Source organism: Streptomyces sp. NPDC001108 (assembly GCF_053598535.1).
Window position 1 is genome coordinate 408,352 of record NZ_JBSFKL010000005.1, and the last position, 20,912, is coordinate 429,263.

The window sequence follows — 20,912 nt, forward strand, 5'->3', positions numbered from 1 at the left end:
AGGCCAAGGACGGTGTCGGCAGTTGGAATGAGCGGTCCCCGCTTGCGGGACTAAGCTGCGGAAGGACAGGGAGGGGACCGACCCCTAACTGCCTGACCGCTCTGAGGAGCGATTAACGATGTTCGAGAGGTTCACCGACCGCGCGCGGCGGGTTGTCGTCCTGGCTCAGGAAGAAGCCCGGATGCTCAACCACAACTACATCGGCACCGAGCACATCCTCCTGGGCCTTATCCACGAGGGTGAGGGTGTCGCCGCTAAGGCCCTGGAGAGCCTCGGGATTTCGCTCGAGGCGGTCCGCCAGCAGGTGGAGGAGATCATCGGCCAGGGCCAGCAGGCCCCGTCCGGGCACATCCCCTTCACGCCCCGGGCCAAGAAGGTCCTGGAGCTGTCGCTCCGCGAGGCCCTCCAGCTCGGCCACAACTACATCGGCACCGAGCACATCCTGCTCGGCCTGATCCGCGAGGGCGAGGGCGTCGCCGCCCAGGTCCTCGTGAAGCTGGGCGCCGACCTGAACCGGGTGCGGCAGCAGGTCATCCAGCTGCTCTCCGGGTACTCGGGCAGCAAGGAGGCGGCGACCGCGGGCGGCCCCGCGGAAGGCACCCCCTCCACGTCCCTGGTGCTCGACCAGTTCGGCCGGAATCTCACCCAGGCGGCCCGCGAGTCCAAGCTCGACCCGGTCATCGGGCGCGAGAAGGAGATCGAGCGGGTCATGCAGGTGCTGTCCCGCCGTACCAAGAACAACCCGGTCCTCATCGGCGAGCCCGGCGTCGGCAAGACGGCGGTCGTCGAGGGCCTGGCGCAGGCCATCGTCAAGGGCGAGGTGCCCGAGACCCTCAAGGACAAGCACCTCTACACCCTCGACCTCGGCGCGCTGGTCGCCGGCTCCCGCTACCGCGGTGACTTCGAGGAGCGCCTGAAGAAGGTCCTCAAGGAGATCCGCACCCGCGGCGACATCATCCTGTTCATCGACGAGCTCCACACCCTGGTGGGTGCGGGCGCCGCCGAGGGCGCGATCGACGCCGCCTCCATCCTGAAGCCGATGCTGGCCCGCGGTGAGCTCCAGACCATCGGTGCCACCACGCTCGACGAGTACCGCAAGCACCTGGAGAAGGACGCCGCGCTGGAGCGCCGCTTCCAGCCGATCCAGGTCGCCGAGCCGTCGCTGCCGCACACCATCGAGATCCTCAAGGGTCTGCGCGACCGCTACGAGGCCCACCACCGCGTCTCCATCACGGACGAGGCGCTGGTCCAGGCCGCGACGCTGGCCGACCGGTACATCTCCGACCGCTTCCTGCCGGACAAGGCGATCGACCTGATCGACGAGGCCGGTTCCCGGATGCGCATCCGCCGGATGACCGCGCCGCCGGACCTCCGCGAGTTCGACGAGAAGATCGCCGGCGTCCGCCGCGACAAGGAGTCCGCGATCGACTCGCAGGACTTCGAGAAGGCCGCTTCCCTCCGTGACAAGGAGAAGCAGCTCCTCGCCGCGAAGACCAAGCGCGAGAAGGAGTGGAAGGCCGGCGACATGGACGTCGTGGCCGAGGTCGACGGCGAGCTGATCGCCGAGGTCCTCGCCACCGCGACGGGCATCCCGGTCTTCAAGCTGACCGAGGAGGAGTCCTCCCGCCTGCTCCGCATGGAGGACGAGCTGCACAAGCGCGTCATCGGGCAGAAGGACGCCATCAAGGCCCTCTCGCAGGCGATCCGCCGTACGCGGGCCGGTCTGAAGGACCCGAAGCGCCCCGGTGGCTCGTTCATCTTCGCCGGTCCGTCCGGTGTCGGTAAGACCGAGCTCTCCAAGACGCTCGCCGAATTCCTCTTCGGCGACGAGGACGCGCTGATCTCCCTCGACATGTCGGAGTTCAGCGAGAAGCACACGGTTTCCCGTCTCTTCGGTTCGCCCCCCGGCTACGTGGGTTACGAAGAGGGCGGTCAGCTCACCGAGAAGGTGCGCCGCAAGCCGTTCTCCGTCGTCCTCTTCGACGAGGTCGAGAAGGCCCACCCGGATATCTTCAATTCCCTGCTCCAGATTCTGGAGGACGGTCGCCTGACCGACTCCCAGGGCCGGGTCGTGGACTTCAAGAACACGGTCATCATCATGACGACCAACCTCGGTACGCGGGACATCTCGAAGGGCTTCAACCTGGGCTTCGCCGCCCAGGGCGACGTCAAGACCGGCTACGAGCGGATGAAGAACAAGGTCAACGAAGAGCTGAAGCAGCACTTCCGGCCCGAGTTCCTCAACCGTGTCGACGACACGGTCGTCTTCCACCAGCTCAGCCAGGAAGACATCATCCAGATCGTCGACCTGATGATCGCCAAGGTGGACGAGCGCCTGAAGGACCGCGACATGGGCATCGAGCTCAGCGCGGAGGCCAAGACGCTCCTCGCCAAGAAGGGCTACGACCCCGTGATGGGCGCCCGGCCGCTGCGCCGGACGATCCAGCGCGAGATCGAGGACATCCTCTCGGAGAAGATCCTCTTCGGCGAGCTGCGCCCCGGTCACATCGTGGTCGTCGGCACGGAGGGCGAGGGCGACGAGAAGGCGTTCACCTTCCGCGGCGAGGAGAAGACGGCTCTGCCCGACGTCCCGCCGATCGAGCAGGCCGCGGGTGGCGCGGGTCCGAACATGTCGAAGGACGTGTGAGGCCGCCGCTGAGCGCCTGAGCGGAAGCAAGCAGGGGCCCGGGCCCCGGACCGTGTGCAACGGTCCGGGGCCCGGGCCTTTTCCGTTGTGCGGGGCGCCCGGCGCCCTGGCGGGGGCGGCGGTGTCAGATCGCGGTGATCTGGCAGTCGGGCAGCGCCGTCCGGAGCAGGGAGAGATCGCCACCGCCGATGTGGCCGGGCGAGACGAGCAGGAGCTGCTTCAGCGCGGGGAAGACCCGGGGGATCGTCTCCAGCCCGAGTGTGTCGTCGCCGTGGTTGAGTTCCAGGCTCTCCAGGAAGGGCACGGGCTGTTCCGCGGTGAATTCCGTGGCGGACGGCAGGAACAGGGAGAGATGGGCGACCTGCGGAGCCTTTCGGAGGGCGGCGAGCAGCGGGCGGACCGGGGTGGGAGCCCATAGTTCCAGCCGTCGCAGACCGGTCCAGCCGTCGAGCGAGTCGATCTCGAAGAGGGCCACCTGGTGGATGCCCAGCAGGGTCAGCCGGGGGTGGGCCGGGACCTGGGAGAGCCGGTCGGCGCTCAGGTGGTTCAGCTGCAGGGAGTGCAGTTCCCGGGAGGCCGTGGCGGCCAGCGCGGCGCTGGGAAGATGGGTCATGTCGAGCTCGACCGACCTCAGCGAGGGGAGTCCGACGAGCGCTCCGAGGTCCTGGACGGCGGGGCACTGGTTCAGCGACACGGATTCGAGCGCGGTGCAGTCCGTCAGGAACGAGAGGTCGGCCGGTCCGGGGTTCTCCTGGATCTCCACGGCGGTCCACGGACCACCGCGGAGGGCGGTGTCGAGGGTGGTGGCCGGGTGCTCCCCCGTGATCAACGGGCTTCTGACGGACGGCAGATGGCGCAGGGCCGCCAGCTTCTCCGCGGTGTTGAGCACCAGGGATCTGTGCGGCAGGTCGAAGACGGAGAGGACCTCCCGGGCGTACGGGTGTATCGGGTACCGGTCCCAGTTGGCCGTGAGGACGAGTTCGAGCTCCGGGTGGGCGAGGGCCCAGCGACGGGCGTGCGGTACGGCCTCGGCCCCGCCGATCTCGCTGATCAGCTCGGTGAGCAGGTTGATCTCCTCCTCGTCGGTCACCCGGGCCGGGTCCGGCAGGTGGGCGAGGGCGGCCGGACCGAGGCGGGCGAGCACCTTGACGGCCGTGTAGTCGCCCGGTGGGAAGAGCGCCGACAGGGACGCGTGGACCCGCTCCCGGGTCGGTTCGTCGAGCCAGGTGGCGTGCTGGGCGCAGAGTGCGGCCAGGACGACGATCTCGTCCCGGGTGGCGGTGTCGGCCGGGCCGGGGACGTGGTCGAGCAGGCCGTTGACCAGGACGGGGTGGTCCCGGCGGTCGCAGTGGCCGGCGGCGAGCAGGATGACGTCGTACCAGTTCTGGGAGCCGGCCCGGGTGAGGAGTTCGTGCAGCTGGTCGCCCTCGACGAACTCCTTCGCGGCCAGGAAGTCCTGGAAGGTGCGGTGGGCGAACTGGTAGGTGTCCTCGGCGCGCTCCTGGAGGACCCCGCTGCGGTTGAGCAGGTGGTTCAGGATCGTGTCGGACGAGCCCTGGGAGCTCAGCCGCGCCATGCCGGGCAGGGCGCGTTCCAGCTGGCGCAGGGCGGAGGCGCGGTCCAGCTCCGACTGATTGCCCCGGACCAGCCAGATCGCGATGCGCTGGAGGAGCTGGGCCTGCTCCGCCGGGCTCATCGTGATGCCCTCGGGGGCGTCGATGCGGCGCTGCTTGTCGCGGTCGCCGAGGAGCATGGTGAGGGCGGACGCGTAGAGGCTCCAGCGGGTCTCCGGGAGGAGGCCCTGGCGGCGGCGGTGCAGGGCGCAGATCACGGCGCAGAGCAGCGGGGTGCGGGCGAGGTCGCGCAGGATGCGGTTCTGGGCGAACTGCTGGACGAGGTCCCGCTCCAGCATGCCGAGCGTCTCGTGGTCGTCGTCGTCCAGCCGGGCGGCCCGGTGCCAGGCGGCGACGAACGCCTCGATGTCCTGGTCCCTCATCGGCAGCAGCCGCAGCTCCTCGAAGCCCTGGCCGTCCAGCCAGCCGGACTCGACGGCGAGCGGGCGCACCGTGACCACGCAGCGGGTGTCCGGGTAGCGGTCCAGGAGCCGGGAGAGCCACTGGTGGGCCTGCTCGCGGTCGTCGCCCGGCACCTCGTCCAGTCCGTCGACCAGCAGCAGCCCCCGCCCGGACTCCAGCACCCGGCCCACCCAGCCCTCGGGGGCCCGGTCGACCACCAGCCGGGCCGCGTCGGGCAGCTGTGCGGGGGAGGGGAAGGTGCCGCCCTCGGCGCGCAGGGTGCGCAGCGGGACGACGAACGGGACCAGCCCGTTGAGCGCGCCCAGCTCCGTACTCAGGGTGCCGGACGCGGCGTGCGCGGCCAGCCACCACAGCAGCGTGGTCTTGCCCGCGCCCGCGTCGCCGCGCAGCAGGACCCGGTGCCGGTCGGGGAGGAGGGCCTCGATCCGCCGGGCCGGGCCGGGGGTGGACGGTCCGAGTCCGCTCCGGTCGGGTTGCTGCTGGGCCTCCAGGCTCAGGTACGCGGTGTCCAGGTCCCATTCGGAGTCGCGTCGGCCCAGCTCGTCGAGGCCGAAGATCTTCGTCCGGCGGTACGCGGCCCCGAGCGCCGCCGCGTAGTCCTTCTCGTACCAGGCGTCCCGGGGGAAGTGGCCGCGTACCGGCTCGTGGCGCAGGTGCGGGCCGTTCTGCTCGTAGACCAGCCGGAACGGTTTCGCGGCGAGCAGCGGGGCGAGCGGTACGCACTCCACGCGGCGGCCCGCGCGCCCCTGGGGGACCTGCCGGGCGATGCCGATGAGGACGTCACCGGCGAAGACGGGGCCGCCCGACAGTCCACGCAGCGCCGACACCCGGGCGTCGTCGGCCGGGGGCGGGCCGTCCAGCTCGCAGACGAGCAGCCCGCGCGCCTGTCCGGCGGTCGGCAGGGCGGTGGCGGTGTACTGGTCGGACTCCAGGTGCCCCTCGTGCCCGTACCGCTGGACGTGCGGGAAGCCGGTGATCTCGCAGCCGGGGACGGCGTGCTCGGAGTGGAGGAGGCCGAGCCGTGCCGGGGCGTCCGGGCCGAGCGGGTCGGCGGTGACCAGGAGCGCGGCGTCGAGGTCGTGGTCCATCCAGGCGACCTTCGCGGTGGTGGGCCCGGTCCGGAGCGGGTGGGCGACCAGGGCGGGACCGCGCTGGACGACATGGGCGCAGGTCAGGACGAGGCGGCCGGTGAGCAGGACACCGCTGCCCTGGGCGGCCGCGGTGACGACGACCGTGCGCTCCGCGATGGTCACGGCCGGGGCGTCCCACCGCCGCCGAAGTGGGCCGTGCTGCCCGGGTCGTCGTCGCTGATCTCCCAGGCCCCGCCGGTCGCGGCGGTACGCGGCTTCAGCGTGAAGGCGACCTTGTGGGTGCGGCCGGTCGCGCGGGTGGCGTCGGCGCCCGCGTCGACCACCCATGCCTTCACCCGGCCGCCGCCCTTGATCTCCTTGCGGAGTTCGAGGGTGAACTCCATCTGGATGTCGCCGACCTCGAAGGCCAGCGGGCTGCCGGTGGCGCGGCCCGCGGCGTCGACGAGCTGGTCGCGGATCGATTCGACGGCGTCGGCGAGCTCGATGCCGTCCATGTCGTTGCCCATGTCCACGTCCCCCCGGAGTTCGCTGTGGTCCCGTCACCTTAGGGCCGAAGGTCCCGGAAGGGGGTCGGTTCCGGCCTGCCCGCGGTGACAAGCCGCACAGCCCGTTCCGGGCCTACTAGGGGCGATAGGGGAGGCGGAGCGGGTGATCGCCGGACGTCCCGGAACGGTGTCCCGGCGGGCCCGGCCGTGGTCGCGGTGGTGAGAAGCCCGGCGAATTCCCGAGGTGTCGGATACGGCTTTTGTTCGTAGATGGGGGGTTTGAACCCCGGTTGGGGTGCGGGTTACCAAGGGATGGCCAGCCCGGTCGAGCGCCGGGTCCAGTCATCTACGGAGGTTCTCCGCATATGTCGAAGCGCGTTTCGTTCCAGCACTCCCGCCGCCCGTCCCTGTCCCGTACCCGCGGCGCCCTGATGGCGGCCGGTCTCGGTGCGTCGATGGTTCTCGGCGCGGGCGCTGCGTTCGCGGCCGGTTCGGCGGGGGCCCCGAGCGGTGTGGACCATCTGACCGGCGCCGGCGCGGCCCGGTCGATCACCGAGCAGGCCGCCGTACAGGGCAAGCTCGCCGCGAAGAAGGCCGCGTCGGCCAAGAAGGCGGCCGCCGCGAAGAAGGCCGCCATCAAGAAGGCGCACGGCTGGTCCGCCCCGGTGAACCGTTACGAGCTGAGCGCGAGCTACGGCAACGACGGCAGCCGCTGGGCGCACAAGCACTCCGGCCAGGACTTCGCCGTGCCGATCGGCACCAGGGTCGAGGCCGCGCACAGCGGCGTCGTCGTGAAGGCCGGCCCGAACGGCGGCGGCGACGGCCCCGCGTACGGCAACGCCGTCGTGATCAAGCACTCCAACGGCACGTACTCCCAGTACGCGCACCTGTCGCGGATCGACGTGCGGATCGGCGACGCCGTGCGGACCGGTGAGCGGATCGCGCTCTCCGGCAACACCGGGAACTCCAGCGGCCCGCACCTGCACTTCGAGATCCGGCACACCGCCGACTACGGCTCGGCGGTCAACCCGGTCCACTTCCTGCACCGCGAGGGCGTGCGCGTCTGACCGGACCGCTCACGACTCCGGGGCGTCGGTACCCGTATCCGCTCCCGCACCCGCGCCCGTGTGCGCCTGGGTGATCAGTTCGATGGCGACCTCCAGGACGGCCTTGCGCTTCTCCTCGGGGTCGCCCTCGGCGTCCTTGAGGGCGAACATCCCCGCGTGCGAGGCGACGAGCGCGGTGAAGCACCGCACCTGGTCGGCCAGTGAGGCGTCCGGCTCCTGGAGCAGCCCCACCAGGGCGATCACGCGCTCCTTGATCGTCACACCGATGCTGAGGTCGCGGACGGCCGCCTGGTTCTCCTGCATAAAGCGGAAGAGCGGGGCGGCCTCGACCAGCGCCTCGCTGTAGCGGTGCAGGAGCTCCTTCTTCGTCTCCAGCGTGCGCGGCTGCTCCTGGCCCCAGGCGACCAGCTCCTCCACCGGGCGGTTCAGGTCCTCGAAGATGCCGACCAGGATGTCTTCCTTGGTCTTGAAGTGGTAGTACAGCGCCGCCTTGGTGACGTCCAGCCGCTCGGCGATCTCGCGGAGCGAGGTCTTCTCGTAGCCCTGCTCGGCGAAGAGCTCCAGGGCGACGTCCTGAATGCGCTGGCGCGTGTTGCCACGGCGCTGCTGCGGTGTGCGGCCCATGAGAGCTCCTCAAAACTTACTTGACGCCCGGCTAGTTAGGGGTCTACCTTCCCCAGTGTAGTTACTAGCCGGGCGGCAAGTAAGTCCTCCGGCTCAGGCAGGGGAACGGGTCCGTACGGCGGGGCCGGGGGAGTGGGAACGATGACCGATCTGAAGAAAGCGCCAGGCGGGGGCGGGGAAGCGGCCGCCGCCGAGCGGCCGGCCGCGGAGCCCGGGGCGCCGCAGCGCAGCGTCCGGGTGGTGATCCTCGCCCTGATGATCACCATGCTGCTCGCCATGCTGGACAACCTGATCGTCGGCACGGCCATGCCGACGATCGTCGGCGACCTCGGCGGTCTGGAGCACCTCTCCTGGGTCGTCACCGCCTACACCCTGGCCACCGCGGCCTCCACGCCCATCTGGGGCAAGCTCGGCGACATGTACGGGCGCAAGGGCATCTTCCTCACGTCCATAGTCATCTTCCTGATCGGCTCGGTGCTGAGCGGAATGGCCCAGGACATGGGCCAGCTGATCGGCTTCCGGGCGGTTCAGGGGCTCGGCGCCGGCGGTCTGATGGTCGGCGTGATGGCGATCATCGGCGACCTCGTCCCGCCCCGCGAGCGCGGCAGGTACCAGGGCATGATGGCCGGTGTCATGGCCATCGCCATGATCGGCGGACCGTTGGTCGGCGGCACCATCACCGACCACCTCGGCTGGCGCTGGAGCTTCTACATCAACCTGCCGCTGGGCGCGGTCGCCCTCGCCATGGTCACCATGGTCCTGCACCTGCCCCGGCGCGAGGGCGGCAAGGGCCGGATCGACTACCTCGGCGCCGGGCTGCTCACCCTCGGCATCACCTCGATCGTGCTGGTCACGACCTGGGGCGGCTCGGAGTACGCCTGGACCTCCACCGTGATCATGGAGCTCGTCGCGATCGGGGTCGTCGCCCTCGTGGCCTTCGTCTTCGTCGAGACGAAGGCGGCGCAGCCGATCATCCCGCTGCACATCTTCCGCAACCGCAACTTCACCCTGATGTCCGTCATCGGCTTCATGACCGGCTTCGTGATGTTCGGCGCGGTGCTCTTCCTGCCCCTGTACCAGCAGTCCGTCCAGGGCGCCTCGGCGACCAACTCCGGTGTGCTGCTCCTGCCGATGCTGCTGTCGATGATGGTCGTCTCGCTCGTCGCCGGACGGGTCACCACCAGCACCGGAAAGTACAAGATCTTCCCGATCCTGGGCTCCGTGCTGATGGTGAGCGGCCTCTACCTGCTGTCCCGGATGGACGTCGACACCACCCGGCTCACCTCCGGCGTCTACATGGCGGTGCTCGGCGCGGGGATGGGCTTCCTGATGCAGATCACCATGCTCGTCGCGCAGAACAGCGTGGAGCTGAAAGACATGGGCGCCGCCTCCTCCTCGACCACCCTCTTCCGCACGCTCGGCAGCTCCTTCGGCGTCGCGATCATGGGCGCGCTCTTCACCGGGCGGGTGCAGGACGAGATGCTGGCCCGCGGCGGCGGGGCGGCGACCGCGAGGTCCGCGCAGCTGGACGCGGCGAGCCTGGCGAAGCTGCCGGACGCGGCGCGCGAGGCGTACCAGTTCGCGGTGGCCTCGGGGACGCACATCGCGTTCCTGGTGGGCGCCTCGGTCGCGGTGATCGCGCTGGTGTCCTCGGTCTTCGTCAAGGAAGTGCCGCTGCGCGGTTCGGGCCCGGCGCCCAAGCCGGTCGCCGAGGCCGTCTGAAACCCTCCGCGGGTACCGAGCGGACGTACGGAACGACGGAACGGGAGGCTCCCGGGCGCACGCCCCGGGGGCCTCCCGCCGTTTCGCGCCCGCGCTCGGCCGCCGGTCCGCGCGCCCGTGCTCGGCCGCGCCGCCGTTACGCCCGCTTGCGCCCCGGCGCCGCCCCGGCACCGTCGCTGCTGCCGCCGCCGTCCCCGTCCGCGCTCTCCGCGGCACGCTGCTCCGCCACCGCGAGAATCGGGAAGCTCCCGGTGTTCGTCGGCGCGTGCTCCGGCAGCCACAACACCGCGATGGCCCCGCCGGAGCCCTGCGCCGCCCCCTCGGGCCCCGCGTTGCGGAAGGTCAGCCGGGCCCCGAGGACCCGTGCCTGACCGGCGGCGATGGTCAGCCCGAGGCCGTGCCCCCGGCCCGCCCGGTCGCTGCTGCCGGTACGGAACCGGCTCGGCCCCTCGCGCAGCAGGTCCGCCGGGAACCCGGGACCGTGGTCGCGGATCCGGACCACCCGGCCCTCGACCGTCACCTCCACCGGGGTGGCGCCGTGCTTGGCGGCGTTGCCCAGCAGGTTCCCCAGGATCCGCTCCAGCCGCCGGGGATCGGTGCTGACGTACGACTCGTGCACCACCCGCACCGTCACGTCCGGGTTCAGCAGCCCGATCCGTCGGCTGACGAACTCGCCCAGCGCCAGTTCCTGGAGCTCGGCCCGCTCCGACGCGCTGTCCAGCCGGGCCACCTCCAGCACGTCCTCGACCAGCGTGCGCATCGCCTGCGCCCGGTCCCGCACCAGCTCGGTCGGGCGCCCCGGGGGCAGCAGCTCGGCCGCCGTGAGCAGCCCGGTCACCGGCGTACGCAGCTCGTGCGCGATGTCCGCGGTGACCCGCCGCTCCGCCTCGATCCGCGCGTTCAACGCGTCCGTCAGCGCGTCCACCGCACCGGCCAGCTCGTCCGTCTCGTCCCGGACGACCCCGCCGACCGCGTCCCGCACCCGTACGTCCGTGTTGCCCTGGGCGACCCGGCCCGCCGCGGCCGCCGCCTTGCGCAGCCGGCGCGACAGCTGGCCGCCGATCAGCACCCCCAGCGCGCAGCCGCCGAACACCACCGAGACCGAGCCGATGATCAGCGCCCGGTCCAGATCGGCCATGATCGTGGAGCTGCGCCCGGCGAACCGGGTGTGCAGCGAGAGCACGTCGCCGTGGCCGACCGGGACCGCCGCCCACACGTCGGGCACGCCCTTCGCGGTCTCCTCGACATGGGTGGCCCGCCGGTTCTTGGCGGTCTCCGCGCGCAGGCTCCGCGGCATGGTCGGATCGTTGAGCTTGGCGCCGAAGCGGGGATCGGCCTTCTTCGTCTTCGTCGCCTCGTACAGGAGCTGCGCGTACGTCAGCCGCTCCAACTGGACCTCGCGGGCGTTCTCCAGCATCGAGACCCGGGCCGCGTTGTGCACGACGAAGCTGAGCGCGACCGCGGTCAGCGCCCCGACCGCGGCGATCGCGATGCTGATCTTCCAGCGGACCCCCGTCCGCAGGGCGGGCCGCTTCACGGCCGGAGTTTGTAGCCGAAGCCGCGGACCGTCTCGATCCGGTCCTGGCCGATCTTGGTGCGCAGCCGCTGCACATGGACGTCCACGACCCGGGTGTCACCGCCCCATCCGTAGTCCCAGACCCGTTCCAGGAGCTTGTCGCGGGAGAGGACCGTGCCCGGCGCCGCCGAGAACTCCAGCAGCAGCCGCATCTCCGTCGGGGTCAGCGCCACCCGCTCGCCGCCCCGGTGCACGGCCATGCCCTCGGTGTCGACCTCCAGGTCGCCGAAGACCAGCACCCCGCCGGCGTTCTCCGACTCCGGCTCGCCGCCGCCCGCCTGCCCGCCCGAGGCGTGGCCGAAACGGCGCAGCACGGCGCGGATACGGGCCACCAGCACCGCCCCGTCGAACGGCTTGGTGACGTAGTCGTCCGCACCGGCCTCCAGGCCCAGCACCACGTCGATCGAGTCGGCGCGGGCCGACAGCATGATCACGGGAACCGTCGACTCGTCGCGGATGCGGCGGCAGAGGCTGACCCCGTCGAGCCCCGGCACCATCACGTCGAGCAGGGCGATGTCGGGGCGGTCCGCCCGGAACGCCTCCAGGCCCGAGAGCCCGTCGGGCATCGCGGTGACCGCGAAGCCGTCGCGCTCCAGCGCCAACTGGGTGGCTTCGCGGATGACGTCGTCGTCCTCGACGAACAGGACATGGGTCTCGGCCATCGGAATGCTCTCAGTTCCCCGCCGGCCCGGCGTCCGTCCCCGGGAGGGCGGCCCCGCCGTTGCCCACGGCTCGGTTGAAGTCGTTGTGCACCCGGTCGTGCTCGCCGAACCGGTTGCCCGCCCAGCGGTAGGTGATCACTTCCTCGCCGGAGGGGTACGCGACCGCGTCCTTCTTCTCGTAGACCTGGGTCGTCACCACCAGATCGCCGCGGTCGATGGTCCCGTAGACGGCGGGCTGCTCGACGGCGAACACGTTCTGGTACGAGCCGTTGCCCTCCCGCCGGTACACGTACGTGCCCACGCCCACCGAATCGGCGCAGGTCATCACGTTCACCACGACATCGGGCGCCGGGCCGCCGGTCAGCGTGCCGTACGAGGTGTCCACCGGGTAGTCGGAACCGGCGCAGGGCTTCAGGTCCGTCCGGACCCGCTCGCTGACCCTGGGGTCCCGCTTGAGCAGCGCCACGGGGTCGACCCGGGTGGCGGGCCGGGCGGACGAGGAGGGAGTGTCGCCGGGGGTGACCTGGGCGACGGGCTGGGTACCGGCCGGGCCCTCGTCCCGGGTGCCGGTGCCGCCGGTCGAGCAGCTCGCCGCGAACAGCCCGAAGGCGGCGAGCCCGACCAGGGTCGTGGCGGCCGCCGCCCGGCCGGTCAGGCGCCGGCCACGCCGGACGGCGGCCGCGTGGCCGCCGTCGTCTCTTCCGCTGCCACGGTCACCGCCGTCGCCGCTGGCTGTCAGGCCGCGCACCGCTCCCGCCCCCGTTCGTCCGTATGCCTGCCCGCCCGCGCCCGCGCCGGAACGCGGCCGACCGGCCGCCGCCGCTCCTCGGCGATCCGGGCCTCCCGGCTTGCCGCCTCGCGGCTCTCCAGCTCCTGGCGCAGCCGTGCCAGCGCACGGTGCAGCGTGCTCTTCACCGTACCGGCAGACATGCCGAGCGCGGCGGCCGTCTCCTCCGTGCTCATCTGCTCCCAGTGTCGCAGCACGACGACGCTGCGCTGCTTGGGAGCCAGCACGCCGAGCACGTCCATCAGCAGGGCGCGGTCGGCGCGCTGCTCGGTGCCGTCCTCGACACTGGCGTCGGGCAGCTGCTCGGTCGGGACCTCGTCCAGCTTGCGCGCCCGCCACCACTCGGTACGGGTGTTGATCATGACGCGACGGAGGTAGGCGTCGGCCAGCGACTTGTCGGCGATCCCGTCCCAGCGGCCGTACGTACGGGCCAGGGCGGTCTGGAGCAGGTCCTGCGCGTCCACCGGGTCGGGGACAAGCCGTCGCGCGCTGCGCAGCAGCGCGTCCTGCCGAGTGCGTACGTAGTCCTCGAACGCGAGTACCTCGCCCTGCGCCATTCCAACCGCCTCCGTCCCCGTGGATCCCCGTGCTGCCGACGCCGGCCGTTGTGCGGTCGGGCCGTCGTCGGGCTGATGGGAAGACGCTACGGAGCGGTTGTCACGAGGCTGTGCGGAGCAGCCATACGCCGACGCACGGCTGCCCATCGGTTGTGTAACAACGAGGGCGCACGGGGGAGCGCCGGGGGCGGATTCGGGGAGTGGTCAGGTGAGGGGAAGCCGGTACTGCCCGCCGGGCAGGGGTTCGACCAGGCCGTCGGCGACCAGGCCGTCCAGGGCGCGGGCCCGTTGCACGGGCTCGTCCCACACCGCGTCCAGCGCCGACTGCGACACCGGTGCCACGGAGTCGCGCAGCACCGCGAGGAGCCGGCCGCGCACCTGCCGGTCGGTGCCCGCGTAGGTCTGGCCGCGCCGGGCCGGCCCCTGGTGGGCGGGTTTCCCGGCCAGCCGCCAGGCGCACTGCCGGGCGATCGGGCAGCGGGTGCAGTCCTCGTTCTTCGCGGTGCAGACCAGGGCGCCGAGCTCCATCGTCGCGGCGGCCCAGCGGGCAGCCCGCTCGTCCTCCTCGGGAAGCAGCTCCCGGGCCAGCCTGCGTTCGGCGGCGGTCGTCGCGTTCGGCGGGTACTGGATGCCGGTGGCGGCCCGGGCGAAGACCCGGCGGACGTTCGTGTCGAGCACGGCGTGCCGCTGCCCGTACGCGAACGAGGCCACCGCGGCGGCGGTGTACTCGCCGATGCCGGGGAGCGCGAGCAGCTGGCCGTGCTCGCTCGGTACGTCGCCGCCGTGGCGTTCCGTTATGGCCTGTGCGGCACCGTGCAGCCGGAGCGCCCGGCGGGGGTAGCCGAGCCGGCCCCAGGCGCGGACCGCCTCGCCGGGCGGTTCGGCGGCCAGGTCGGCCGGGCGCGGCCAGCGGGCCAGCCACTGCTCGTACACCGGCAGGACCCGGTTCACGGGGGTCTGCTGGAGCATGAACTCGCTGACCATGACGCCCCAGGCACCCGCTTCGGGGCGGCGCCAGGGCAGATCGCGGGCGTGCTCGTCGAACCAGCTGATCACGGGGGAGTGGAGGGACGTGGGGGGCGTCTGTGTGGAAGTCGTGGCAGTCATCGCCCCTCGATCCTGGCACGGAAGGCCGGACAACGGTTCCGCCCACGGCGGTGTCGCCACTCCTGGGGGCCCTTGGGGTGATAACGCCACCCGTCCGAGACCCGAGGGTCCGGCAACCGGCCCAAGAGGCACCGGGGCGCGCGGCCCGTACGCCGCACCCGCGCCCCGGTGCGCGCGCTCAGCCGTGCCGCCGCCGGGAACGCCGGGTCGTCGCGCCCGGCCCGGAGGCCCAGGCCGCCAGGGGCGCCCCGCTGCTCCGTACCGTTCGGGCCAGGGACTGCACGGGGCGGCGCAGTACGGCGATCACCAGCGCCGAGACCAGGGCGCCCAGCACCAGGCCGACCGCCACGTCGTGCGGGTAGTGCACGCCGACGAAGACCCGGGAGAAGGCCATCAGCAGCGCCATCGGCACGGTCAGCCAGGCCAGCACGGGCCGGACGAGCGCCACCGCGACCGCCGCCGCGCCCGCGATCGCGGAGTGGTTGCTGGGGAAGGACCAGTCGCCGTAGGGCGGGCAGGTCACCAGGGAGGCCGCGGCCCCGGCGACCGCCCGGCACGGCCGCTCCTCGGTCACCGCCGACTTGAGTACTTCGCTGACCACATAGCCGAAGGCCGTCGCCACCGGTGCCAGCACCGCCAGGGCCAGGCCGCGGTCGTCGCGGGTGCGGGCCCGCCACCACCCGGTGACGAACAGGAGGCCGAAGAGGAGGAGCCCGAGCTCCGTCCATATCTCGGCCAGATGCTGCACCCATGACGGCATGTCATGGGCGAAGTCGGTGATGTCCCGGTAGAGCGGGGCGGTAACTGAGCTGTCCATCCGACAGAGGGTAATGAATGGAACCTGAAGTTCATTCAGGAGCCGTCCCTTGTTCAACCGTCCCGGGACGCAGGGGCGATGTGGGGGCAAATGGGGTGCGGAGCGCGGGCGTCGGGATGATGATCCGTAAAACTTGCTGACCCGAACGGCGGGTGGGGCGGGAGCCGGTGCCGATCTCTCGTAGAGTTTGAGCCGTGGGATCTCTGCGTAATCCGATCGGTCCGCTTCCCTCCACCATCTACTGGCGGCGAAGGGCCGTTGCGCTGTCGCTCGTCGCGCTGATCGCGGTGCTGATCGTCTGGGCCGTGACCTCGGGCGGGAGCAAGGGCACCAAGAGCGATGCCAAGCCCGCCGGTTCGGGGCCCGCGAGCGAGATCACCCCGGGCCCCGGCGGCTCCGGCCCGGCCATCAGCCAGCAGCCCGGCGGCCGCGACGAGGCGGGCGACTCCGGCGGCGGCGACTCCGGCGCCACGGGCGCGGGCTCCGGCGGCGCGGGCTCCGGTTCCGGTTCCAGCGGCACGGACGCGGGCGGCGGCGCGGCCACCGAGGCCGGTGACGCGGGCGGCTCCGGTTCCGGTACCGGTTCCGGCGGCGCGGCGGGCCAGCGGGTCCCGGCCTCGTCCCCGCTCCCCGACTGCGCCCCCGAGGCGCTCCGGCTGAGCCTGGCCACCGCGAACAGCTACGCCCCCGGCGAGAAGCCGAAGTTCCGACTGACCGTCAGCAACACCTCGGCCGCCACCTGCAAGGCCGACCTCGGGCCGAGGAGCGCGGTGCTCACCGTCACCAGGGCGGGCGGCGACAACGACCGCGTCTGGTCGTCCAAGGACTGCCCGAGCGTCACGGAACCCCTGCTGATCAAGGTCCCGGCGGGCGGTACGGTCCTGCACACCGTGGAGTGGGACCGCCACAAGAGCTCCGCGCGCTGCGCGACGCCCCCGGCGGGTTCGGCCGGGCCGGGCACGTACCTGGTCGAGGCGAAGGTGCCGGGTGTGCCGGTGCAGCGCGCCCCCTTCGTCCTCGCGAAGGACTGAGCCCCGGCACACGCCCCCGGACATGCGGAAGGGGCCCGGGAAACCGGGCCCCTTCCGCATGTACCGGTCCGGCGGCGGCCGTCACACGTACCGTTCGAGGATCGACGACTCGGCCAGCCGGGACAGTCCCTCGCGCACACTGCGCGCCCGCGCCTCGCCGACGCCGTCCACCGTCTGGAGATCGTCCACGCTGGCGGCGAGCAGCTTCTGCAGACCGCCGAAGTGCTCCACCAGCCGGTCGATGATCGCGCCGGGCAGCCGCGGCACCTTGGCCAGCAGCCGGAAACCGCGCGGCGAGACCGCCGAGTCCAGCGTCTCGGGGGAGCCGCTGTAACCCAGCGCCCGTGCCACGACGGGGAGTTCGAGCAGCTCGGTGTGGGAGAGCGCGTCCAGCTCGGTCAGCGCCTCGGCGACCGTGCGGGAGCGCTTCGCGGTCGGCTCCGGCACATAGTCGCGCACGACCAGCTCGCGCTCCGGCTCGACGCCGGCGATCAGCTCGTCGAGCTGGAGCGAGAGAAGACGGCCGTCGGTGCCCAGCTCGACCACGTACTCCGCGATCTCGGTGGCGATCCGGCGGACCATCTCCAGCCGCTGGGAGACCGCCGTCACGTCCCGGACCGTCACCAGGTCCTCGATCTCCAGCGCGGAGAGCGTGCCCGCGACCTCGTCGAGCCGGAGCTTGTACCGCTCCAGGGTGGCGAGGGCCTGGTTGGCCCGGGAGAGGATCGCGCCGGACTCCTCCAGGACCCGCCGCTCCCCGTCCACGTACAGGGCGATCAGACGCATCGACTGGGAGACCGAGACGACCGGGAAGTTGCACTGCTTGGAGACCCGGTCCGCGGTGCGGTGCCGGGTGCCGGTCTCCTCGGTGGGGATGGAGGCGTCCGGCACCAGCTGCACACCGGCGCGCAGGATCTTGGTCATGTCCTTGTCGAGGATCAGCGCGCCGTCCAGCTTGGCCAGCTCGCGCAGCCGGGTCGCGGTGAACTCCACGTCCAGCACGAATCCGCCGGTGCACATCGACTCGACGGTCTTGTCCATGCCCAGCACGATCAGCCCGCCGGTGTTGCCGCGGAGGACGCGCTCCAGACCGTCCCGCAGCGCCATTCCGGGCGCGACGGCGCTCAGTGAGGCGCGCATCAGCGCCTCGTTACCGGTGCCTTGGCCGGACTTTCCGGGCGATGCTGCCCGGTCGTTGGCTGCCACTGCACTCCTCCGGTCACAGGTTCGCGGTGCCCTTACGTCCCTCGTGCCATTCGCACGGACGGGCGAGACCAGGGCAAAGTCTACCGGCGTGCGCCCTCCTCCTGGGGGGCCTGTGCGCGAGACCGGCGCGGGAGGACTCTGAGCGCATCGCCCATGTTGGCGACTTCCGTGACCTTCATACCGGCCGGGATCTTCCCCGGATCGGTCGGCACCAGCGCGTGCGTGAACCCCAGGCGGTGCGCCTCGGCCAGCCTGCGCTGCACCCCCGTCACCCTTCTGACCTCGCCCGCGAGGCCCACCTCGCCGATCGCCACCAGGTTCTTCGGCAGGGGGGTGTCACTGGCCGCGCTGGCCAGCGCCAGCGCCACCGCGAGGTCCGCGGCGGGCTCCGAGAGCTTCACCCCGCCCACCGTCGCGCTGTAGATGTCGCGCTTGCCGAGCGCGCTGATCCGGCCGCGCTGCTCCAGGACCGCGAGCATCATCGAGACCCGGGAGGTCTCCAGGCCCGAGGTGGTACGCCGGGGCGAGGGGATCTGGGAGTCGACCGTGAGCGCCTGGACCTCGGCGACCAGCGGCCGCTTGCCCTCCAGCGTGACGGTCAGGCAGGTGCCGGGGACCGGCTCGTCGCGCCGGGTGAGGAAGAGGCCGGAGGGGTCGGCGAGGCCGGTGATCCCCTCGTCGTGCAGCTCGAAGCAGCCGACCTCGTCGGTCGCCCCGTACCTGTTCTTGACACCGCGGACGAGACGGAGGCGGGCATGGCGGTCGCCCTCGAAGGACAGCACCACGTCCACCAGGTGCTCCAGCAGGCGGGGGCCCGCGATCGAGCCCTCCTTGGTGACATGGCCGACCAGCAGCGTGGACATGCCGCGCTCCTTGGAGGCCCGGATCAGGGCCCCGGCCACCTCCCGCACCTGCGCCATGCCGCCCGGCGCCCCCTCGATCTCCGGCGAGGCGACGGTCTGCACCGAGTCGAGGATGAGCAGGGAGGGCTTGACGGCGTCCAGATGGCCGAGGACGGCGGAGAGGTCCGTCTCGGCGGCGAGGTAGAGGTGGTCGTTGATCGCGCGGATGCGGTCGGCGCGCAGCCGGACCTGGCTCGCCGACTCCTCGGCCGTGACGTAGAGCGTGCGGTGCTCGTCGGACGCCGACTTCGCGGCCACGTCCAGCAGCAGCGTCGACTTGCCGACGCCCGGCTCGCCCGCGAGGAGCACGACGGCGCCCGGCACGAGACCGCCGCCGAGCACCCGGTCCAGCTCACCGACGCCGGTCGACCGGGCGGTGGCCTGCCGGCTGTCGACCTGGCCGATGGGGAGGGCTGCGGAGCTGACCCGGCCGGCCGCGGTGGTCCGCACGGCGGGGGCGCCGCCGAACTCCTCGACCGTCCCCCACGCCTGGCATTCGGGGCAGCGGCCGAGCCATTTGGCGGTCGTCCAGCCGCATTCGGAGCAGCGGTAGGACGGCCGGTCCTTCGCGGATTTCGTACGGGCAGCCATGACGCCCACCGTATAGGTGGGGTACGACAACGCCGCCGGGCACCGCTGCGGAGCCCCGGAACCGCCGGGCCCCGCAGGGCGTCCGGGGTGCGGACCGCCTGACGGAATCCAGGATTCCTGTCCCCTTTTGAGCGATACGTTCACCCGTAAGGGTTAAAAGTGCTGAAGGTGAGCTAATGGTGTGCCGGGTGCTGCCTACGGTCGCAAGGTGACGAGCAGCGGTCTGGAGCCCCCCACGCACACCACCGGCGCACACCGGACGCGGGGCAGTGCGCCCCGCCTTTCGGCGTACACGCCGTCCGCGCTGTCCTCCTCGTCGCGCCGGCCGCCCGTCCGCTACGAACCGCATCTCGACGGCCTGTTCACCTACTGCCTCTCCGTGCTCTGCGACCACGACGCCGCCACCGAGGCGCTCGGCGGTGTGCTGGCGATCGCGGAACGGCAGGGCGGCCGGTGTCCGGCGGGCGAGGAGGAACGTAAATCCTGGCTGTACGCGCTCGCCCGGTGGATGTGCCTGCGCAAGCTCACCGAGCAGAAGCGGGGCCGCCAGGCCCATCGGCGCCGGGCCGGCGCGACCGCCCCGGGGGCGCGCACCGGGCGGCGCACGCCCCTGTCCCGCTCTCCGCTCCCCGCCCCCGCGTCCCCGCCCGCCTCCGGGGCCGCCGCGTCCCCCGAGGCGGAGGACGCCGAGGCGCACCGCCGCGAGCTGGCCCAACTGGCCTGGCCCGAGGCGGCCGGCACCACCCCCGAGCAGCGCGAGGCGCTCGAACTCGCGGTGCGCCACCGCCTCGCCCCGGGCGCCGTCGCCTCCGTCCTCGGCCTCGACCCGGCCGCCGCCCGCGAGCTGCTGGCCGCCGCCGCCTGCGAGGTGGAGCGAACCCGCGCCGCCCTCGCCGTCGTCGAGACGGGCAACTGCCCGGTGGTCGCCCGGCTCACCGGCGACCACCGGGTCCTGCTCTCCGCCGCCCTCCGCCGCGAGCTGGTCCGCCATGTCGACGACTGCCCCCGCTGCCGCAGGGCCGCCGAGCGCGCCGATGCCAAGGGGCCGTGGCCCGGTTCCACCGTCGCCCCCGCCGCCGCGCTGCCGGTCGTCGCCGCGCCCCGCCGCTCGGCGTACGTCGCGATGGCCCACGCCCAGCGCAGCCGCTCCGGCGGCCCGCGCTTCGACCGGTCGGGCTTCCCGATGGACCCGAAGGACCACGCCGCGCGCCGGGACCGGCTGCGGGCCAGGGTCGTCACGACGACGGTGGTCGCCACGGTCGTCGCCGCCCCGGTGATCGCGCTGTGGACCGCCTACCGGGGCGCGCCGCAGTCCGGGGAGGGCCGGGGCGGCGCGTCGATCGCCGCCACCGAGAGCGAGGGGCACCGCGGCCCCGCCCCCTCGGGCAGCCGTTACGAGAACGCGGGCAACGCCCGCCCCCAGCCCGGCGGTTCCGGGGACGACCGGGCCCCTGACGTCTCGGTGGAGGTGATCGGCTCCGGCCCCGGTCTCACCGTCGAGGCCCGCACCTCCGGCGACGCCACCCGCATCCGACTGACCGCCTCGGGCGGGGCGCCGGTCGCCTGGTCGGCCCACGCGGACGCCTCCTGGGTGCGGCTGAGCCGCCCCTCGGGCACGCTCGCCACCGGCGGCTCCACCACGCTCCGGGTCCTGGTGGACCACCGGCGGGAACCGGCCGGTCCGTGGAGCGCGCGCATCACGCTCGCCCCGTCCGGCTCGGTGGTGGTGGTCCGGGGGAGCGGGGCGCGGCCGCCCGCCCCCGCCCCTCCGCCGCTCCGGCCCCTGGTGACCGCGGCGCCCGCCCGGCCCGCGCCGGACCCGTCGCCCACGGCCCCGGCCCCCGTCGACCCGACGCCGTCCCCGACGCCCACGACGACCCCGCCGGACCCGGACCCGGGCCAGGGCGGCCACCCCGCGGAGTCCCCGGGCCCGACCGGCTCCACGGGCCCCGCCGAGCCGCCCCCGTCCGGCTGACGGCCCGCACGGACCGAACCGGACGCCCC

The 20,912-nt window shown here is 72.6% G+C and carries 16 protein-coding genes; 5 read left to right on the forward strand and 11 right to left on the reverse strand.

The features are described 5' to 3' along the window. The first annotated feature begins 118 nt into the window (after nt 1-118). Nucleotides 119-2,647 carry an ATP-dependent Clp protease ATP-binding subunit gene (locus tag ACWC97_RS15310; protein ID WP_352275506.1) on the forward strand — a complete coding sequence of 843 codons (2,529 nt, stop codon included), beginning with the start codon at nt 119-121 and terminating at the stop codon, nt 2,645-2,647. Between the two features lie 124 nt (nt 2,648-2,771). Here the strand turns inward: ACWC97_RS15310 and ACWC97_RS15315 are convergent, their stop codons facing one another. Continuing rightward, nucleotides 2,772-5,936, reverse strand: a complete 3,165-nt coding sequence (locus tag ACWC97_RS15315; RefSeq protein ID WP_450649611.1) for an NACHT domain-containing protein — start codon at nt 5,934-5,936, stop codon at nt 2,772-2,774. After that, a complete protein-coding gene (locus ACWC97_RS15320) occupies nt 5,933-6,280 on the reverse strand; it encodes a trypco2 family protein (protein WP_450649613.1) in 348 nt (115 codons plus the stop codon). The genes ACWC97_RS15315 and ACWC97_RS15320 overlap by 4 nt, the downstream gene beginning before the upstream one ends. A 344-nt stretch (nt 6,281-6,624) precedes the next feature. On the opposite strand from ACWC97_RS15320, the gene ACWC97_RS15325 reads away from it, so the two are divergent. Further along, nucleotides 6,625-7,326: a M23 family metallopeptidase gene (locus tag ACWC97_RS15325; protein ID WP_352275503.1), complete on the forward strand. Its 702-nt coding sequence runs from the start codon at nt 6,625-6,627 to the stop codon at nt 7,324-7,326. Between the two features lie 9 nt (nt 7,327-7,335). On the opposite strand, the gene ACWC97_RS15330 is transcribed toward ACWC97_RS15325, so the two are convergent. Continuing rightward, nucleotides 7,336-7,950, reverse strand: coding sequence for a TetR/AcrR family transcriptional regulator (locus ACWC97_RS15330; RefSeq protein WP_450649615.1), 615 nt, complete (start codon nt 7,948-7,950; stop codon nt 7,336-7,338). Nucleotides 7,951-8,091: 141 nt separating this feature from the next. On the opposite strand from ACWC97_RS15330, the gene ACWC97_RS15335 reads away from it, so the two are divergent. Further along, nucleotides 8,092-9,672: an MDR family MFS transporter gene (locus ACWC97_RS15335; protein ID WP_385203850.1), complete on the forward strand. Its 1,581-nt coding sequence runs from the start codon at nt 8,092-8,094 to the stop codon at nt 9,670-9,672. A gap of 136 nt (nt 9,673-9,808) precedes the next feature. Here ACWC97_RS15335 and cseC read toward each other — a convergent pair whose 3' ends face one another. The 6 genes from cseC to ACWC97_RS15365 all read right to left on the reverse strand — a co-directional run bounded on the left by cseC (nt 9,809) and on the right by ACWC97_RS15365 (nt 15,178). Continuing rightward, nucleotides 9,809-11,209: a two-component system sensor histidine kinase CseC gene (gene cseC / locus ACWC97_RS15340; protein WP_450649618.1), complete on the reverse strand. Its 1,401-nt coding sequence runs from the start codon at nt 11,207-11,209 to the stop codon at nt 9,809-9,811. Further along, entirely contained in the window at nt 11,206-11,910 is a 705-nt protein-coding gene (gene cseB, locus ACWC97_RS15345; RefSeq protein WP_450649620.1) for a two-component system response regulator CseB, read from the reverse strand. Before cseB ends, cseC begins: the two co-directional genes overlap by 4 nt. A gap of 10 nt (nt 11,911-11,920) precedes the next feature. After that, nucleotides 11,921-12,658, reverse strand: coding sequence for a hypothetical protein (locus ACWC97_RS15350; RefSeq protein ID WP_450649622.1), 738 nt, complete (start codon nt 12,656-12,658; stop codon nt 11,921-11,923). Beyond that, nucleotides 12,646-13,254, reverse strand: coding sequence for a SigE family RNA polymerase sigma factor (locus ACWC97_RS15355; protein WP_352275494.1), 609 nt, complete (start codon nt 13,252-13,254; stop codon nt 12,646-12,648). Before ACWC97_RS15355 ends, ACWC97_RS15350 begins: the two co-directional genes overlap by 13 nt. 204 nt (nt 13,255-13,458) lie before the next feature. Next, on the reverse strand, nt 13,459-14,361 hold the full coding sequence (locus tag ACWC97_RS15360) for an HhH-GPD family protein (RefSeq protein ID WP_352275493.1): 903 nt from the start codon (nt 14,359-14,361) through the stop codon (nt 13,459-13,461). A gap of 178 nt (nt 14,362-14,539) precedes the next feature. Then, the gene (locus tag ACWC97_RS15365; protein WP_352275491.1) at nt 14,540-15,178 is read right to left on the reverse strand and encodes a phosphatase PAP2 family protein; all 639 of its coding nucleotides are present in this window, start codon (nt 15,176-15,178) and stop codon (nt 14,540-14,542) included. A gap of 194 nt (nt 15,179-15,372) precedes the next feature. Here ACWC97_RS15365 and ACWC97_RS15370 point away from each other — a divergent pair, with 194 nt between their 5' ends. Beyond that, a complete protein-coding gene (locus ACWC97_RS15370) occupies nt 15,373-16,209 on the forward strand; it encodes a hypothetical protein (protein WP_450649625.1) in 837 nt (278 codons plus the stop codon). Nucleotides 16,210-16,290: 81 nt separating this feature from the next. Here the strand turns inward: ACWC97_RS15370 and disA are convergent, their stop codons facing one another. Together disA and radA are read right to left on the reverse strand one after the other, a co-directional pair. Next, entirely contained in the window at nt 16,291-17,415 is a 1,125-nt protein-coding gene (disA, locus tag ACWC97_RS15375; RefSeq protein ID WP_352275488.1) for a DNA integrity scanning diadenylate cyclase DisA, read from the reverse strand. 80 nt (nt 17,416-17,495) lie between these two features. Continuing rightward, complete coding sequence (gene radA, locus ACWC97_RS15380; RefSeq protein WP_352275487.1) at nt 17,496-18,908, reverse strand: DNA repair protein RadA; 1,413 nt, start codon at nt 18,906-18,908, stop codon at nt 17,496-17,498. Between the two features lie 208 nt (nt 18,909-19,116). Between radA and ACWC97_RS15385 the strand changes: the two genes are divergently transcribed. Continuing rightward, complete coding sequence (locus ACWC97_RS15385; RefSeq protein WP_450649627.1) at nt 19,117-20,883, forward strand: BACON domain-containing protein; 1,767 nt, start codon at nt 19,117-19,119, stop codon at nt 20,881-20,883. The last annotated feature ends 29 nt before the right edge of the window (nt 20,884-20,912 follow it).

Coding starts and splice junctions, on each gene's coding strand:
- radA (WP_352275487.1), bottom strand. CDS start 18,908: ATGGCTGCCCGTACGAAATCCGCGAAGGACCGGCCGTCCTACCGCTGC.
- ACWC97_RS15310 (WP_352275506.1), top strand. CDS start 119: ATGTTCGAGAGGTTCACCGACCGCGCGCGGCGGGTTGTCGTCCTGGCT.
- ACWC97_RS15335 (WP_385203850.1), top strand. CDS start 8,092: ATGACCGATCTGAAGAAAGCGCCAGGCGGGGGCGGGGAAGCGGCCGCC.
- ACWC97_RS15355 (WP_352275494.1), bottom strand. CDS start 13,254: ATGGCGCAGGGCGAGGTACTCGCGTTCGAGGACTACGTACGCACTCGG.
- cseB (WP_450649620.1), bottom strand. CDS start 11,910: ATGGCCGAGACCCATGTCCTGTTCGTCGAGGACGACGACGTCATCCGC.
- ACWC97_RS15325 (WP_352275503.1), top strand. CDS start 6,625: ATGTCGAAGCGCGTTTCGTTCCAGCACTCCCGCCGCCCGTCCCTGTCC.
- ACWC97_RS15365 (WP_352275491.1), bottom strand. CDS start 15,178: ATGGACAGCTCAGTTACCGCCCCGCTCTACCGGGACATCACCGACTTC.
- ACWC97_RS15360 (WP_352275493.1), bottom strand. CDS start 14,361: ATGACTGCCACGACTTCCACACAGACGCCCCCCACGTCCCTCCACTCC.
- ACWC97_RS15330 (WP_450649615.1), bottom strand. CDS start 7,950: ATGGGCCGCACACCGCAGCAGCGCCGTGGCAACACGCGCCAGCGCATT.
- ACWC97_RS15320 (WP_450649613.1), bottom strand. CDS start 6,280: ATGGGCAACGACATGGACGGCATCGAGCTCGCCGACGCCGTCGAATCG.